This window comes from Methanonatronarchaeum sp. AMET-Sl (assembly GCF_029854155.1).
GTDB lineage: Archaea > Halobacteriota > Methanonatronarchaeia > Methanonatronarchaeales > Methanonatronarchaeaceae > Methanonatronarchaeum.
Genome location: NZ_CP122958.1, coordinates 445335 through 460596 on the forward strand (window position 1 = coordinate 445335; position 15262 = coordinate 460596).

Below are 15262 nucleotides of genomic sequence, written 5' to 3' on the forward strand. Positions count from 1 at the left end.
GGTTTTAGGGGTTTAAGAAGATTATTTACCTTTTGAGGTATTATATAGTATATAATGACTCAAGCTCTGAAGGATGAGGTTGTAGCCATCTTGAAAGAGGGTGGCTATAAGGTTTCTGATGAATGTAATGTGTATCCTAAGAGCTTTGATTTTGTTGCTAAGAATGGTGAACAGATATTTGTTTTAAAGTTGCTTGTTGACATCAATAGCCTTAGAGAGGATGTTGCGTTCAGGCTTGTTGAGATATCACGTCTTTTTATGGCCACCCCTATTGTTGTTGGCCTTAAAAATAGGGGAGACCCTATGAATCGTGGGGTTGTTTACAATAGGTATGGGGTTAAGGCTGTTTCTCCTGAAACTCTTTATGACTATGTTGTTGAGGATGTTCCCTTTGTAGTTTATTCTGCTCCTGGCGGTAATTATGCTAAGATAAATAGTGAGCGTTTGAGAAGAGCTAGGGTTGAGAAAGGAATTTCTCAGGGAGAGTTGGCTTCAAAACTCGGTGTTTCGAGAAGTGCTATCCGTAAGTATGAGGAGGGTGGTGATGTAAACCTCGATGTAGCTATGAGGATTGAGGAGGTATTTGATATTCCTTTGTTTGAAAAGGTTGATATCTCTCCAGATGAAGATGTTGAGATTGGTCTTGATAAGATAGAAAACCCTGTTTTAGGTTTGCTTTCTTCTCTCGGAATGATGGTGTTACCTACTGATCGAGCGCCGTTTAATGCTCTTTCAAGAACCGAACGGCAGGCTTATTTAACTGGTATAGAGTCTTATAATGAAAGGCTTAAGAAGAAGGCTAGTATCATTAGTAGTGTTTCTGGAACCATTGATTATGGTTGTTTTATGGTTGTGAAGGAGACTAAAAAGGATAGGTCGAATATTGAGGATGCTCCTATAGTTTTTGAGCAAGAGATAAGTGATTTCGAGTCTGTTGAGGACCTTCTTGGGTTGATTGATGATAGATGTCCTTAAGACGGTTTTTTAATCAATTTATTCTTGATTTAGGGGTTTTTAAACACTTTTTGTTTTTTTAGTTATAGGTGTGGATGAAACAAAAAATACCGAAACATTTTTATAGTACAACATTCCATTAAATGTTAGAATAAATTCAAGCCATCACAAAACTCTCTAAAGAGCACGTGAATGGAGGTAATTTAAAATATGTCTATGAGACAACCAGTTTTTATACTTAGTGAAGATACAAAGAGAACAAGAGGAAAAGACGCTCAAGAAAACAACATAAACGCAGCCAAAGCCGTAGCAAGCGCAGTCCGAACAACACTCGGACCAAAAGGCATGGACAAAATGCTCGTCGACACACTAGGAGACGTAATAATCACCAACGACGGAGTAACCATACTAAAAGAAATGGACATCGAACACCCAGCAGCCAAAATGGTCGTAGAAGTCGCAAAAACACAAGAAGACGAAGTAGGCGACGGAACAACAACAGCAGTCGTAATAGCAGGCGAACTACTAAAACAATCACAAGAACTACTAGAACAAGACGTACACCCAACAATAATAGCATCAGGACTAAGACAAGCATCAGCAAAATGCCAACAAATACTTGAAGAAGACATCGCAATCGACGTATCAGTAGACGACGAAGAAATACTAATGAAAGTCGGAGAAACAGCAATGACAGGCAAAGGAGCCGAAACCGCAAGAGACACCCTACGAGAACTAGTCGTAAAAGCAATAACATCAGTCGCAGATAAAACAGAAGACGGATACCAAGTCGACGTAGAAAACGTAAAAGTACAGAAAAAAGTTGGTGGACGTGCACAAGACACCCAACTTGTCGACGGCATGATAATAGATAAAGAAAAAGTCCATCCAGGAATGCCAGACTCAGTAGAAAACGCAAAAATCGCATTAATCAGCGCACCAATCGAACACAAAGAAACAGAAGTCGACGCAGAAATACAAATCACAAACCCAGACCAACTACAACAATTCCTCGACGAAGAAGAAAAAATGCTCAAAAAACTAGTCAACAAAATCAAAGAAAGCGGAGCAAACGTAGTATTCTGCCAAAAAGGAATAGACGACATGGCACAACACTACCTAGCAAAAGAAGGAATACTAGCCGTAAGAAGAGCCAAAAAATCAGACCTCAAAAAACTAGCCCGAGCAACAGGCGGAAACGTCGTATCCAACATCGACGAAATAGAACCATCCGACCTAGGACAAGCCGGAAACGTAAAAGAAAACAAAATATCAGGCGAAAGCATGCTCTTCGTAACAGAATGCAAAAACCCAAAAGCCGTCTCACTACTAGTAAGAGGAGGAACCGAACACGTAGTAGACGAAGTAGAAAGAGCACTAGAAGACGCATTAAAAGTAGTCGCAGTAGCTGTTGAAGATGGTAAGGTTGTTGCTGGTGGAGGTGCTCCTGAAGTTGAGTTGGCTCACAGGCTACGTGAGTATGCTGCATCTGTTGGAGGAAGAGAACAACTAGCAGTAGAAGCCTTCGCAAACGCACTGGAAATCGTACCAAGAACACTAGCAGAAAACGCAGGACTCGACCCAATCGACGCATTAGTCGACCTAAGAAGCAAACACGAAGCAGGAGAAAAAGCCGCAGGCCTCAACGTATTCGACGGCGAGGTAATTGATATGTGGGAAGCTGGAGTCGTAGAGCCATTGAGAGTTAAAACACAAGCAGTAGACTCCGCCTCAGAAGCAGCCGTAATGATCCTAAGAATCGACGACGTAATCTCCGGAGGAAGCGGAAGCTCCGGAGACGAACCCGACATGCCAGGCGGCGGCGGAATGCCCGGCGGCATGGGCGGAATGGGCGGAATGGGCGGAATGATGTAAAACCCAAAACCCAAAAAACAATAAATGAATAAGGTCCTTATCGGACCTATTAACTCCTTTTTTTCCTTCTCTTTTTTTCAAAAAAACCAAAAAAACAAAAAATAGATTTAAAGCAATTTAATTTTTCCCTAAACCCATAAATAACTAATAAACCCATAAATAACTAAATCCCTAATTCTAGATACTTAATTCCAAGAAATTAAAGAACTAAAAAAACTTAAAAACTTTGTTTTTAAGACGTAAAGAAAGCTAGGGGAAATTTGTGAAGTGCCTCGGGGTCAAGCCCTAAGGCACTCTGCTTGATTTCTCTGGTTTCTCTGTAGAGAAAAGAACCTAAGAATACTTCAAGAATTATCTTGATTCAGGGTTAAGGCCTCTCCCCTTTAGGGAGGGGGAGGATGTTATTTCCCTACTTTTGCTGCTTCGTCTGGGTCGTTTGAAAGCCCGATTGCTGCTAGTGCTCCGATTTTACCTTGTTCGCCTGTTACGGAGATTAGGTCTATGTCTGCTTTTTTGGCTATTTCTTCTGCTTCATCTATCTCTACCATCTGGTTTTTGGCTTTTTCTGTGTATTGTTTAACTATTTCTGGTATAGCTATTTTGTCGTGTACGGCTATTGCTGTGTCGTCAGAGGAGGTATGTTGTTTGAATTGGTTTATAACTTCTTCTATAAACTCTTCTTTCATTCCTGGTTCTACTGCAAAGGTTATTGAGATGCTTACTCCGTTTTGTGTTCTGTATGGGTTTTTAGTGTATAGTTGAACGATTGTGTGGTTTAAGTAGTGTGCCCATTCTAATTCGTCTAGTATGCAGCCGATTTCGTTTGAAAGTGCCCATGTTGCACCTGCTTCATCTGTATCGGTGTCATCGATGCCTATTGTTATTTTTTCGTATTTTGGTACAACTATTGAGGCTTTACCTAATTTGCCTCCACCTCCTTGTTGATGTACTTCAACTCTGTTTACGCCTTTTGCGAGCCCTCTGCACATTGCAACTGCTACTCCAGCTCCTGCAAGGCCTGCATACCCGACTTTGATTTCATCTCCCTCTATTTTTGCTGATTCTATTCCTGCTGCAGCTATTCCTGGGGTTAGGTCTAATTCACCTTCTCCTAAACCAACGGTGAAAACGTTTCTGGCTCCTTCTCTACGTGCTTCTTTAACTAATGTACCGGTTTGTTGGTAGTGTCTGACCTCCCAAGCTGCTCCTCCGTAACATGTGCCTCTTGCGTGGTCTTCAACAATCTCTACTAAACCGTTTTCTTCGTCTGCGCACATTATTATTCGTTTATAGGGCGAAACCCATGCCTCGTCCAATAGCTCTTTAATCTGTTCTGGTTTTAGAACTTCCATTTTAAATTCCCTCTAAATATTCATATAGGGCTGTACAGGATCCACATCTTACGCATCCTGCTTTGTTTTCACGGGGATTGATGTTGTTGTCTTTTAGGATTTCTGAAGCTTTTCTATAAAGTTTATCCATCCTTTCTGTTTCAGGTGGGTAGCGGTTTTCGAAATGGCTTCCGGGTAATGGATGTAGGGGTGTAAGGAAGGGAACACATCCTTTTTGAGATAGCTCTTTAACTCCGGTTAAAACCGATTCGTCTGTTTCTCCGATCCCAGCAATCATGAATGAACTTACTTGGTTTTCTCCAAATATCCGGACTGCGTGCTCGATATCTTCTATGAATTTTTCCCGCCCGATCTCTGCCTTGCCGGGACAAACCTCCTTCATCAGTTCTTTATCCCATGTTTCTAGATGTAGGCCGATAGTATCGATTCCCGCGGCCTTAAGTTTTTCTAGGTTTTCTTCACCGGGTGGAAGGAGTTGTACGTGTATCTGCATATTAACGTTGTTTTTCACTGTTTTAGCAAGCTCCACCAATCTTTCAACAATATAATCCTCTTTAGGTGGAACACCGGTTGTAACGGTCATGTGAGTTATATCCTCTTTTCTTGCTTCTCTCGCCACTTCTGTAAGTTCATCGATGTTTTTCTCTTTAATAGTGCTCCGATCTTTCAATGTTTCTTCGATAGCACAATACTTACATTGCTTGCCTTCATCAAAGAACCGACATTTCTGGTATATGGTTGTGCCAAGACAGTTCTTTCCATGCATCAAGGCGAGCTTCTTCATTGGCTGGCCCTTACTTGTGGTTTTGTTGTAGTATTCAGGGTTTTTCCGTATTTTAAGCTCCAGTTCTTCTCCATTAAACTCGATGTAATATTTATTGTCTTTTTTTTCCAGTTTGTTTGGCTTGTATCCCTCTGGCCAGTATGAAGGGGCGCAAGCTATATCCCCGTTAGGTAGAACTAAATACTGGCCCGTAGGACCAGCTCCACCTGTTCTACCCTTCTCCGGTAACTCAACCCCCCGTGTTATAAGCTCTGTCTTTAATTCTGCAATCATTTTTCATTAAAAACTACTATCTATATATAATTAAAGGTTCTTACAAATAAACATAAAACATTTTTTAAACGCCTAAATACATCATAAATCGATAATATAGTTTTTTTCAAAAATATAAAATAATGAATAACGATAAAAACAACTAAAACCTATTTAATATACTTAAAATCGGTAGTATATCAATTATACTTCGTTTTAACTAAAATAGTTATATAAAATTTGAATTAGAGTTATTTTTTGGGTTTGGGTAGAGGTGTTTAGGGTTGGAAGTGGTTATATCCGGTTGGTTTTATTGGTTTATCGCCGTATGTGACTTTTTTTTCTTTATTTGTTTTACCTATTATTGTAGCGTTTTTTGGTATTTTGTTTGGTTTTTTGGTTGTGAATAGTATTTCGTAGTCTCCACCGATGTCGATTAGTTCTTTTATTGTTATATCGTTTTTTAGTGCGGTTTTCTTTATTTTTTTGTTGATTGGGATTTTTTTGGGGTTTAGTGTTATTCCGATTTTGCTTGATTTTGCTAGTTGTATGGTTGATGTTAGTAGGCCGTCGCTGACGTCTATTGCTGCTGTTCCTCCGGATTGTGATATTTGTTTTCCTTCTTTGATTCTTGGTTTTGGTTTGAATAGTTTTTTTAGGGCTTTTTCTCTTGTTTTTTTGGGTATAGTTAGGTTTTTGGTTATTATTTTGGTGGCTAGTCCTGTTGTACCGATTTCACCTGTGACTCCAACGTATTCACCGGAACTTGCTCCATTTCTGTAGAGGGTGTTTTTTGGTGGTTTGCCTATTATTGAACAGTCTATGACGATTTCTTTGTGTTGGCATAGGTCGCCTCCGACTATGTAGGAGTTGTGTTGGGTGCTGCAGTTGTTCATTCCCTCTATGAGTTTTTTGAGTTTTTTTTCTGTTATGTCTGGTGTTGCTATAGAGCTTGTTAGGTATAATGGGTTTCCGCCCATTGCTGCGATGTCGGAGAGGTTTACTGCGACTGCGCTCCAACCTATGTTGTGGTAGGAGATTTCTTTGGGGAGGTGTCTTGTCCGTGTTAGCATGTCGCTGGCAAATAATAATCGGTCGTTGTCGTTGGTTTTTATTACTGCACAGTCGTCTTCTCCCGGCCCTGCTATGATTTTGGAGCTATCTTTATCGAGTATTTTGGTTATTTTTTCTATAGCTCCTCTTTCACCTATGTTGCTTAGCCTCATTATTTTTTTATGGTGTTAGTCTGTTTCTGTCTCTTGGGAAGAGTGTTACTTCTCTTATGTTCTTTTTGCCTGTAAGAGCCATTAACAGTCTTTCTGCCCCGACACCCCAGCCTGCGTGTGGTGGCATTCCATACCTGAATGCGTTTAGGTAGAATTCGAAGTCTTCTGGATCTAGGTCTTGGTTTAGCATTCTTTTTTCAAGCAATTTTATTTTATGAACTCGCTGTGCTCCTGAGGATAACTCGAATCTTGGATGCATTAGGTCGAATGCACGGCTTAACTCTTGGTTTTCTGGTTCTGGTAATGCGTAGAATGGTTTTATCTCGCTTGGCCAATCTACTATGTAATAGTATGTGCCTATTTCTTCACCAACAGCTTTCTCTCCAGCTGTAGGTATGTCGTCTCCCCAAACAACTTCGACTCCGTGGTCTCCGGCTATATCGATTGCTTCTTCATACTTAATTCTCTCGAACGGTGTTTCTGGAACTATTAGGTTGTGTTCAAGTGCTCTCAATTCAGATTGACACCGTTCTTCAACGTTTTTGGTGACGTGATGTATCATTTCTTCAAGTAACTTCATAACATCGTTGTGGTCTGAAAAAGCTGACTCGATATCGATCGATATTGATTCGTTTAGATGTCGGTTTGTGTCGTGTTCTTCTGCTCTGAATATAGGGCCTATTTCATATACTTTGTCGAGGCCGCTGGCCATCATTATTTGTTTGAATAGTTGTGGGCTTTGGTTTAGGAATGCTTCTTTCTCGAAGTAGGAGATTGGGAATAGGTCTGTTCCTCCTTCTGTTGCTGTGGCCACCATTTTTGGTGTTGTTATCTCGATGTATCCCTGGCTTTCAAGGTAGTTTCTGACCTCTGTAAGTGCGACGCTCCGGATTTTGAATATAGCGTTTATTTCTGGCTTACGTAGATCCATGTATCGAGAGTTTAGTCTTGTGTCAAGTTCTGCATTTACTTTACCAGATACATCCATTGGTAATGGTGTTTTTGATTCAGAAAGTATCTTCATGTCGTTTGGAATTAACTCGAAGTTTCCAGGCGCTCTCTCGTCTTTCTGGATGTTTCCACGAACCATTACGACACTTTCCCGTACGAGTGAGGTCATTTTTTCGGCAAGTTCTTCAGGAACTTTTTTCTTAGGTATAGTTATCTGGGCTTTACCTTCTCTATCTCGTAAAACAACGAAGGCTACTCCACCGAGGTCTCTAACCTCATGGATCCAGCCAGCGACAACTACTTCACTCCCCTCCATCTCGGGTGTTATCTCTCCACTGTAATGTGTTCTTCTCCAGTCTTTCATATCTTCCAAATCTAATCCTCCAGTCTTGTTTCTATTGAATAAGCGTGGGCTTCAAGGCCCTCTATCTCGGCCATCCTTTTAGCAATGTCTGCCACTTTATTCAATCCTTCCCTACCTACTATCTGTACAGAACTTGTCTTCATGAAATCTTTTGTTCCTAGGCCTGAGTGAACTTTTGCTTGACCACCTGTTGGGAGCACGTGGTTACATCCGGTTGCGTAGTCACCAACCGCTACAGGCGCATAACTACCTATAAATATAGCTCCTGCGTGTTTTATTTCTCTAAGCACTTTCAATGGGTTTTCTACAACTATCTCTAGGTGTTCTGGCCCTAATTCATTTGAAAAACTTGTTAGGTCGTTTAGATCTCCAACTACAATCATTGATTTCTTTAGTGATTTTTTGATTATTTCTTCACGATCCCTATCGCCAACCATTTTTCCTATCTCTTTATTTACTTTCTCTCCAAATTCATGGGAGTTTGTTGCCAATAAAGCGAGTGAGTTGGGGTCGTGTTCTGCTTGGGCAAGTAGGTCTATAGCTATCTGTTTTGGGTTGGCTGAATCATCGGCGATAATCAATACTTCAGAAGGGCCTGCAGGGAAATCAATTTCTGTTGTACCTCTAACAAGCATTTTAGCGGCAGTGACATAGGCATTACCAGGCCCAACTATCTTGTCAACTGGAACAACAGTTTCCGTTCCGAAAGCTAGTGACCCAATTGCTTGCACACCACCGATTCTATATACTACATCTGCACCAGCTATGTCACAAGCAACTAAGGTATATGGATTTATCTCCCCTTCCTGGCTGGGTGGTGTGCATACCGATATCCATTCAACTCCAGCTACTTTTGCTGGAACCACAGTCATTAAAGCGCTTGATGGATATGCAGCTTTACCTCCAGGTACGTAAGCTCCAACAGCCTCTAAGGGATCTGTTTTAACCCCTAACTGCATTCCATTAAAATCATTGAGCTTTAGGCTGTCTGGTTTTGTATAACTATGAAACCTCCTGATATTCTCACTAGCTCTCCTTATAGTTTTTATGTCTTTGTCTGGAACCAATTCATATGCCCGTTCCACAGCGTAATCATCGACTAATAAGTCATCTTGATCTAGATCGGCATTATCGAATCGGGATGTATATCTTAATACAGATAGGTCTCCATTGTCCTTAACGTCTTCAAGTATCTCAGATACAGGCTCTATTTTATCTAAAACCTCTTCCTCCTGTTTCCTAGCTATCTCCCTCACGTCATAAACATCGAGTTCACTATAATCAATTATCTCCAACAAATCCACCCCTCATAATTTCCTCCATTTTACGTAAATTCTCTTCATTATCAAAACTCTTGTATACATCGATTCCAAAAGAACCGTCCTCCTCAACCCTCATCCAATACTTATTAAAGTTCTTCAAAACACGAACAACATTATCAACAATACTTATATCAGCAGTTTTACTGGTCCTTGAAAGAGGATTAAGATCTATCGAGATAACAGTCTTCCCCATCTCCCTTAATGCCTGAACCCGATCCCCATCTTCAAGAGGAACAAGAACTGTATCAGCCGAATAAATACCTTCCTCAGAAACATAAGCCCTATCATGAGATAAGTCATTTATCAACATATCTGTATCCTCACCCAACACATCAATAACACCATGTTCCCTCAAAAAACTAATAATCTTTTTAACCCTCTCCTCACTCCTATGAAACAAATTAACTTCAACCTTAATCCCACGCCTAGATAACTCACCAACCAAATCAGGAACAACAGCAGCAACATTCCCATTCACAGACAAAACAGGGTTCTCAGAACGATACATACAATGCACAGCAGCTAAAGTAGCTCTATCCGCCCACTCAACAGTTTCTTCACCCAACAAATAATCAAAAGCCTCACCACGGCCATGAGCAATCAAACCAGCTTCAACAACCAAACCCATCTCAAAACCCCTAACCAAACGCTCCCTCAACAACAAAGACTCATACCTAGGATGATCCTCAGGAACAGACAAAATAAAAACCTCCACAAAACAACCTTAAATTCCATCCAACACAACAATAACCTTACGGAAAAACCCACATATAGAGATATAGTTTACAACTTTATTTCTAATTCATCTCCTCTCTCCACATCCAAATTTTTTCTAGCACTTCCTTGATTAACAGATACCTCAAGAAATCCATGACTACCAGTAGTCAACAAAACTGAACCAATATCAACCTCACCATAACAACGCTTATAAGGCATCTCGAAACCATCAATAATAACGGTGTCCCCAAAACCTAACCCATCCACTTCTTTAGAAGGAATATTAGTTATTACGTTTCCAAAACCATCTATATTAATAACACAACCCCTCAAAACATTATCTACCTGACTCCAATCCCCAAAACCAAGATCCACAAAATCATTCGTTTCAGACCCAATATCACATAAATCAACACCAGTTGTAAGCCAAGCCCCAACAGGAGAGAATACATCACGTCCATGAAATGTATTGGAAACAGACTCTAAAGTATAATTTTCGTTTTCAATAACATATACCTCGAACTCTCCTAAAAACCTAGCTGCAGGAATAAACAACCCATTATCAGGCCCAACAAAATATTGACCCCCTGCCTTAACAACAATACCTTCTCTATCGGTTCCTACACCAGGATCCACAACCCCAACATGAACGGTGCCAGATGGAAAATAATTAACTGCAGTCCGATATACATACGCCCCCTTCACTATATCTTGACGCGGAATTGTATGAGTAATATCAACCAACCTACAACCAGTTATCCCAGAAGCAACAGCCTTCATAACCCCAGGATATCCATCCACACTGCCAAAATCAGATAAAAAAGTCAACATACAAAACTAGGTATATACAAAACAACTTAACATTTACCAAACACCCAGAAAAAATAATGGCCTAAAAACTGGAAGTCAGTTAAAAAACTATAAAAACGACAATACCACAACTAATGCTATTATAGATAGAACTAGACCTATCCATAACCCAAGATAAGGTATCAATACCTTATGCAACGTCCATTTACTGCATTTGGAGCATTTTTCATATGTATGAGTGAATAACTGTAGCCGTGTCTTCAAGAACTTCGTCTCATATTCCGCTCCACAACTATTACACCTGACCTTCTTCAAACCACTAAATCTACAGAGATAGCAGGCAGAGTGCCACGGGGCTTGATCCCGTGGGTGAATGCCGTCACGATATGACAAAAGTTTAAGTTTCTGGAGACATAACGGACAGATAACAACTAGAAATCATCTCTCAAAGTATGGAATTGAAGACCTCAATTCCTTCGCTGGTCGTTCGACAGTTTGGAAATGCGACTCCTCTCAAAACCGTCCATTGGGCGTGAGACGGGTGTTGTCGTGTCGTGGTGGAGCGACAGACCCTCACGGACGCTGTGGTGCGTTCGGGTGTTAATTCCAGCCGACCCATCTGGGGAGGTCGAGGGGAATTAAATTCGCCTGCGATGGCTGTGCAAGCCTAGACGGCGAAGCCTCGGGGCTTGACCCCGAGGTACTTCACTCAAAAAACACCAATTAAATCCCTTTTTCACATCACTAGAAATAAAGGAGACATAAAGGAGACATAGAGGAAACATAAATCTGGCTTAAAATAAGGGTTGTTATACTCAACCTACATCTCAGTTTTCGATAACCATCCCTGAAACAATATTAATTTGGGTATTGAATAGAACCCATGCCCCATTATGAGTGGGGTTTCCTGGGGGTTTTATCTTACTTTTGAGCCATATACGTTTTTTAAGATAGTTTTTGCTTCATTTAGATCCATGGTTTCGTTTAATATCAATTTATATTTCTTTGAATCGGTTTTTATCATTATTTTTACTTTGGTTTCTGGAAATTCCTGTCTGTTGACTGTATATTTTTTTATTTTTATTTTTTGGACCGAGTTATTATCGATCGAGAAATTTTTTTCACTCTCGTTTAGAACTTCGTTTAGAGTCATATCTCTGTATTTTTTGTGATGGTTAAAGTGAGCATTCATCTGGTTTTTCACTTTATCCATACGGCCACCACCTTTTTCTTCAACATCTTGTCTCGCGTTTTTTGCATGTTGTTTTAATATCGTGGATGTTACACGAGCGAAAACTGTTTTATCTTGTGTTAAAACAAGTGTGTAAGGCTTACTAAAAATAAAGCCCTTCATATCTACGGGTATTGAGCCTAAATACCCTTCATTTGGTTTTGTTTCCATAGATTTTGCCATTTTAATTCAAAAATGCATAAAAGGCCATTAAAACATTTTAATGTCAAAAATGCATTCCTCAAGTAATAGGTTGGCAGCTAGACTATATAACACTTTTTAAACCAATTTTTATAAGATATAGAGTGATTTAAACCAATTTTTTAGTCTCATAACCTAGTTTGGAGTTCTATATCTCTATTTGTTAAGTTAGATTTAGGAAATTTATGGTTTTTTGGGCAAATAAATCTCTTCGAACGAAAGTAATATTAGGTTGTAGGTCTTTGGATATGAAGAGCCGGCTTTAGTTTAATGGTTGGTTGTTGGAGGGGAATATTTAAAGTATTATCAAGAAAATATGATTCTGCCTCCCGAGGTAGTTAGTTAGAGGCATCTTGTTGTTGCTCCGATAGTGTAGTCCGGCCAATCATCTTGGCCTTTCGAGCCGAGGACCGGGGTTCAAATCCCCGTCGGAGCATTATAAAATAAGGTATGGCTTTATTGAAGTGTTTTCGTTTGAATCTGGTTTTTTTATTTTTCTGTTTCTTTGGTTTTTTGAGGACTGGTTGTTGTTTTTAATTTGATGTTTTAATGTTTACAGTTTTGTATTGATGTTTGAGGATTTTAGTTAATTTATTTTGGCTTGTGTTTAATATTGCAATCGCTTTATTAGTTTTTGAATAGAATTGAGGTATAGGTTTTTGGTTTTCTGGGGGTTTATTTAGTTTTATGGTGGTAGGTGTGTATGGATATTGATAATGTTTTTTTTGAGGTCTGGCTTGTTTTTTTGGTTGGTTTTGGTGGTTTTTTTGGTGCATGTATCAGGTATCTATTTGATTTTTGGTTTGGTTGTTTATTGTCAACTTTGTTGGTTAATTCATTGGGCAGTTTTTTACTTGGCTTGGTGGTTTTTTACTCTATAGTCCAGAGGAATCTATCAGAGGGGTTTGTTGCATTGGTTGCTACAGGTGTTTTATCTTCTTTTACCACTTACAGTACATTTGCTTTACAGAGTTTTACCAGCAGTCCATTGATTATGTTTTTAAATATTATCGGGAATTATGGTTTTGGGTTGTTAGGGGCCTACCTTGGTAGTGTTTTTGTTAATCGTTTTGTTGGTGATGTTTAATGGAGTGGTTGTTTGTGGGTTTCGGTGGAGTTGTTGGGGCTGTAGCTAGATATTTAGTTTATCGTTTTTTTAAACAGGAGAAGAGTCCAAAAGGAACTTTGTTGGTTAATTCGTTGGGTAGTTTTTTTCTTGGTTTAGTTGTATTTATTGGTCTTTCTGGTGATATAGCTCTGTTTTTTGGTGTTGGAGTTGCGGGGTCTTTCACAACCTTCTCATCAATGTCTGTTGAGACTGTTAGGATAGGGGAGGAAGGTGGTTGGTGGCCTGCTTTTATTAATGGTTTTTTAAATTTATTTTTTAGTGGAATTGCGTTATTAACGGCCTATTTAATCGTTTTATATCTTTAAGTTGAGTTTAATAGTATAGGGAGGCTGTTTACTCAGGGTTTTTGGTTTGTGTGGTGGTGTTAGATTGGTTGGTGTGGGAGAGGTTAATTGGTTTCGGATTTGGTTGCTGGCTTTAATGTGGTTTTATTTAAGTTTTTCTATGGTTGGGGGTTGTGTTTGTTGGTTTATATGTTGTGTTTTTGGTTTGTTGGAGTGTGTTGGTTTGTTTTTGTGTTTTTTCCGTTTGTTTTTATATGGTTTGTTTGTTATAATGTTATGTTGAGGGTTTGTGTGGTTTGATGTGTTTTGAATTATGGAATTGAGAATGGTTATTATGAAGAAGAAGCTTGATTCTTGGACTTTGTCTGTTCGTGATCTTTATTATTTGAAGGATGATACGCCTCTTGATGTTGTCTCTGTTGCTAGGGATGGGGTTGTTGTTATTGGCCGTAATGCTGATATAGATTATATTGAGAGGAGTATTGTTCAGAGTAATGGGGATAGGTTGTATGGTGAGTGTGAGGGCTCTCCAGATTGGATGGATAGTTTGAGGAATGGTGAGGGGGTTATGGATTGGGAGCAGCGGACGAGTTATTCTGAGCGTCTTGGGGAGTATTATTCTGAGTCTTATAGTTTTAGTATGGTTGAGGTTGAGTCGTTGGTGAGTTTTTGTGAGGAGCATGAGTTGAGTTTTTGGATTAGGACTCTTGAGAAGAACCGTAATCGGATTTTGATTACCGTTAAAAAACCTTAATGAGAAATCCGATTGTCTTTGGGGGTTTGGTTTAGATTAGTTCGATTTTTTGTCCGATGTTTTTTTGTTTGGCTTTTTGGTAGATTTTCCATCCGGATGCTATGTCTTGGACTGCGAGTCCGGTTGAATCGAATATTGTGATTTCTTTTGGGTTTGTTCTTCCGGTTTTTGTTTGGTTTACTATTTTGCCTATGTCTGAATGTATGTCTTTTTTGTTGTATTCTTTGTTTGTTATTGGTACGTTTACTTCTCCTCCGTGTATTGCTGGTTTGTAGTCGTCTACAACTACTTTTGATTTTTTTAGCAATTTTGTTTCTAGTTCTTGTTTTCCTTCTGCGTCTGCGCCTATTGCGTTTATGTGTGTTCCGGGGGATATCCAACTTGCTTTTACAATTGGTTTTCTTACTGGTGTTGTTGTGATTACTATATCTGTGTCTTTTACGGCTTCTTTGGTTGTTTTGCAGACTTTTGTTTTATGGTTTAGGTCTTTTATTTGTTTTAATAGGTTTTCTGTTGCTTCGCTTGAGACGTCGTGTATTTTAACTTCTTTTATGTCTCTAACTGTGTTTACTGCTCTTAGTTGTGTTTCGGCTTGAACTCCAGCTCCAACAAGCCCTACTGTATCTGAATCTTTTCGTGATAGATATTTTGTAGCTACACCACCTGCTGCTCCTGTTCGGTATGCTGTTAACTCTGTTGCGTCCATTATGCAGTAGGGATATCCTGTTTCTGTATCAACCAAAATTAATACGGCCATTACTGTGGGATATTCCTTGTTTTCTGGGTGGGAGTTAACCAGTTTGCATCCGGCTATCTCTTCTTCTTCAAGGTATCCTGGCATTGTCCTGTAATCACCGTTATGTTTATTGAAATATAGGTATGCTTTAGGCGGCATCTGAATTTTTTCGTTTCCAAATTGCTTGAAGGCTGATTCAACTGCCTCTATGATATCTTCTATCTCTATTATCTCTTCAACATCTGATTTAGATAGTTTAAGGGTTGTAAGTTTGTTTTCCATTTAGATTCCCTACCTTTTTTTAATTATAGTTGGTTGAG

Annotated in this window: 14 protein-coding genes and 1 tRNA gene; 6 read left to right on the forward strand and 9 right to left on the reverse strand. The window is 39.5% G+C overall.

The genetic code is table 11. From position 1 onward, the window contains the following. Positions 1 to 54: 54 nt before the first annotated feature. Positions 55 to 975: a transcriptional regulator gene (locus QEN48_RS02190; RefSeq protein ID WP_280108779.1), complete on the forward strand. Its 921-nt coding sequence runs from the start codon at positions 55 to 57 to the stop codon at positions 973 to 975. 189 nt (positions 976 to 1164) lie between these two features. Further along, positions 1165 to 2829, forward strand: a complete 1665-nt coding sequence (thsA, locus tag QEN48_RS02195) for a thermosome subunit alpha (protein WP_280108780.1) — start codon at positions 1165 to 1167, stop codon at positions 2827 to 2829. 401 nt (positions 2830 to 3230) lie between these two features. On the opposite strand, the gene mmp11 is transcribed toward thsA, so the two are convergent. The 8 genes from mmp11 to QEN48_RS02235 all read right to left on the reverse strand — a co-directional run bounded on the left by mmp11 (position 3231) and on the right by QEN48_RS02235 (position 12021). Then, positions 3231 to 4181: a methanogenesis marker protein 11 gene (gene mmp11 / locus QEN48_RS02200; protein WP_280108781.1), complete on the reverse strand. Its 951-nt coding sequence runs from the start codon at positions 4179 to 4181 to the stop codon at positions 3231 to 3233. 1 nt (position 4182) lies between these two features. Then, a complete protein-coding gene (locus QEN48_RS02205; RefSeq protein WP_280108782.1) occupies positions 4183 to 5238 on the reverse strand; it encodes a radical SAM protein in 1056 nt (351 codons plus the stop codon). Between the two features lie 257 nt (positions 5239 to 5495). Beyond that, positions 5496 to 6443, reverse strand: coding sequence for a thiamine-phosphate kinase (gene thiL / locus QEN48_RS02210; RefSeq protein WP_280108783.1), 948 nt, complete (start codon positions 6441 to 6443; stop codon positions 5496 to 5498). A 7-nt stretch (positions 6444 to 6450) separates the two neighbouring features. Further along, positions 6451 to 7758 carry an aspartate--tRNA(Asn) ligase gene (aspS, locus tag QEN48_RS02215; RefSeq protein ID WP_280109090.1) on the reverse strand — a complete coding sequence of 436 codons (1308 nt, stop codon included), beginning with the start codon at positions 7756 to 7758 and terminating at the stop codon, positions 6451 to 6453. An 11-nt stretch (positions 7759 to 7769) separates the two neighbouring features. Further along, entirely contained in the window at positions 7770 to 9053 is a 1284-nt protein-coding gene (hisD, locus tag QEN48_RS02220) for a histidinol dehydrogenase (RefSeq protein ID WP_280108784.1), read from the reverse strand. Next, complete coding sequence (locus tag QEN48_RS02225) at positions 9040 to 9783, reverse strand: phosphopantothenate/pantothenate synthetase (RefSeq protein ID WP_347985123.1); 744 nt, start codon at positions 9781 to 9783, stop codon at positions 9040 to 9042. The genes hisD and QEN48_RS02225 overlap by 14 nt, the downstream gene beginning before the upstream one ends. A gap of 80 nt (positions 9784 to 9863) precedes the next feature. Further along, a complete protein-coding gene (locus QEN48_RS02230; RefSeq protein WP_280108786.1) occupies positions 9864 to 10628 on the reverse strand; it encodes an S-adenosyl-l-methionine hydroxide adenosyltransferase family protein in 765 nt (254 codons plus the stop codon). A gap of 895 nt (positions 10629 to 11523) precedes the next feature. Then, positions 11524 to 12021 carry a hypothetical protein gene (locus tag QEN48_RS02235; RefSeq protein WP_280108787.1) on the reverse strand — a complete coding sequence of 166 codons (498 nt, stop codon included), beginning with the start codon at positions 12019 to 12021 and terminating at the stop codon, positions 11524 to 11526. Between the two features lie 379 nt (positions 12022 to 12400). Between QEN48_RS02235 and QEN48_RS02240 the strand changes: the two genes are divergently transcribed. The 4 genes from QEN48_RS02240 (at position 12401) to QEN48_RS02255 (ending at position 14206) form a co-directional block, all read left to right on the forward strand. Beyond that, positions 12401 to 12475 (forward strand) — tRNA-Glu (locus QEN48_RS02240). A gap of 309 nt (positions 12476 to 12784) precedes the next feature. Then, on the forward strand, positions 12785 to 13126 hold the full coding sequence (locus QEN48_RS02245) for a CrcB family protein (RefSeq protein WP_280108788.1): 342 nt from the start codon (positions 12785 to 12787) through the stop codon (positions 13124 to 13126). Further along, positions 13126 to 13473, forward strand: coding sequence for a CrcB family protein (locus QEN48_RS02250; protein WP_280108789.1), 348 nt, complete (start codon positions 13126 to 13128; stop codon positions 13471 to 13473). Before QEN48_RS02245 ends, QEN48_RS02250 begins: the two co-directional genes overlap by 1 nt. 292 nt (positions 13474 to 13765) lie before the next feature. Continuing rightward, on the forward strand, positions 13766 to 14206 hold the full coding sequence (locus QEN48_RS02255; protein ID WP_280108790.1) for a hypothetical protein: 441 nt from the start codon (positions 13766 to 13768) through the stop codon (positions 14204 to 14206). Between the two features lie 31 nt (positions 14207 to 14237). On the opposite strand, the gene ala is transcribed toward QEN48_RS02255, so the two are convergent. Beyond that, complete coding sequence (gene ala, locus QEN48_RS02260) at positions 14238 to 15224, reverse strand: alanine dehydrogenase (RefSeq protein WP_280108791.1); 987 nt, start codon at positions 15222 to 15224, stop codon at positions 14238 to 14240. Positions 15225 to 15262 lie beyond the last annotated feature (38 nt).

Coding starts and splice junctions, on each gene's coding strand:
- QEN48_RS02230 (WP_280108786.1), bottom strand. CDS start 10,628: ATGTTGACTTTTTTATCTGATTTTGGCAGTGTGGATGGATATCCTGGG.
- thsA (WP_280108780.1), top strand. CDS start 1,165: ATGTCTATGAGACAACCAGTTTTTATACTTAGTGAAGATACAAAGAGA.
- QEN48_RS02255 (WP_280108790.1), top strand. CDS start 13,766: ATGGAATTGAGAATGGTTATTATGAAGAAGAAGCTTGATTCTTGGACT.
- aspS (WP_280109090.1), bottom strand. CDS start 7,758: ATGAAAGACTGGAGAAGAACACATTACAGTGGAGAGATAACACCCGAG.
- QEN48_RS02205 (WP_280108782.1), bottom strand. CDS start 5,238: ATGATTGCAGAATTAAAGACAGAGCTTATAACACGGGGGGTTGAGTTA.
- QEN48_RS02190 (WP_280108779.1), top strand. CDS start 55: ATGACTCAAGCTCTGAAGGATGAGGTTGTAGCCATCTTGAAAGAGGGT.
- ala (WP_280108791.1), bottom strand. CDS start 15,224: ATGGAAAACAAACTTACAACCCTTAAACTATCTAAATCAGATGTTGAA.
- QEN48_RS02250 (WP_280108789.1), top strand. CDS start 13,126: ATGGAGTGGTTGTTTGTGGGTTTCGGTGGAGTTGTTGGGGCTGTAGCT.
- thiL (WP_280108783.1), bottom strand. CDS start 6,443: ATGAGGCTAAGCAACATAGGTGAAAGAGGAGCTATAGAAAAAATAACC.
- QEN48_RS02235 (WP_280108787.1), bottom strand. CDS start 12,021: ATGGCAAAATCTATGGAAACAAAACCAAATGAAGGGTATTTAGGCTCA.
- mmp11 (WP_280108781.1), bottom strand. CDS start 4,181: ATGGAAGTTCTAAAACCAGAACAGATTAAAGAGCTATTGGACGAGGCA.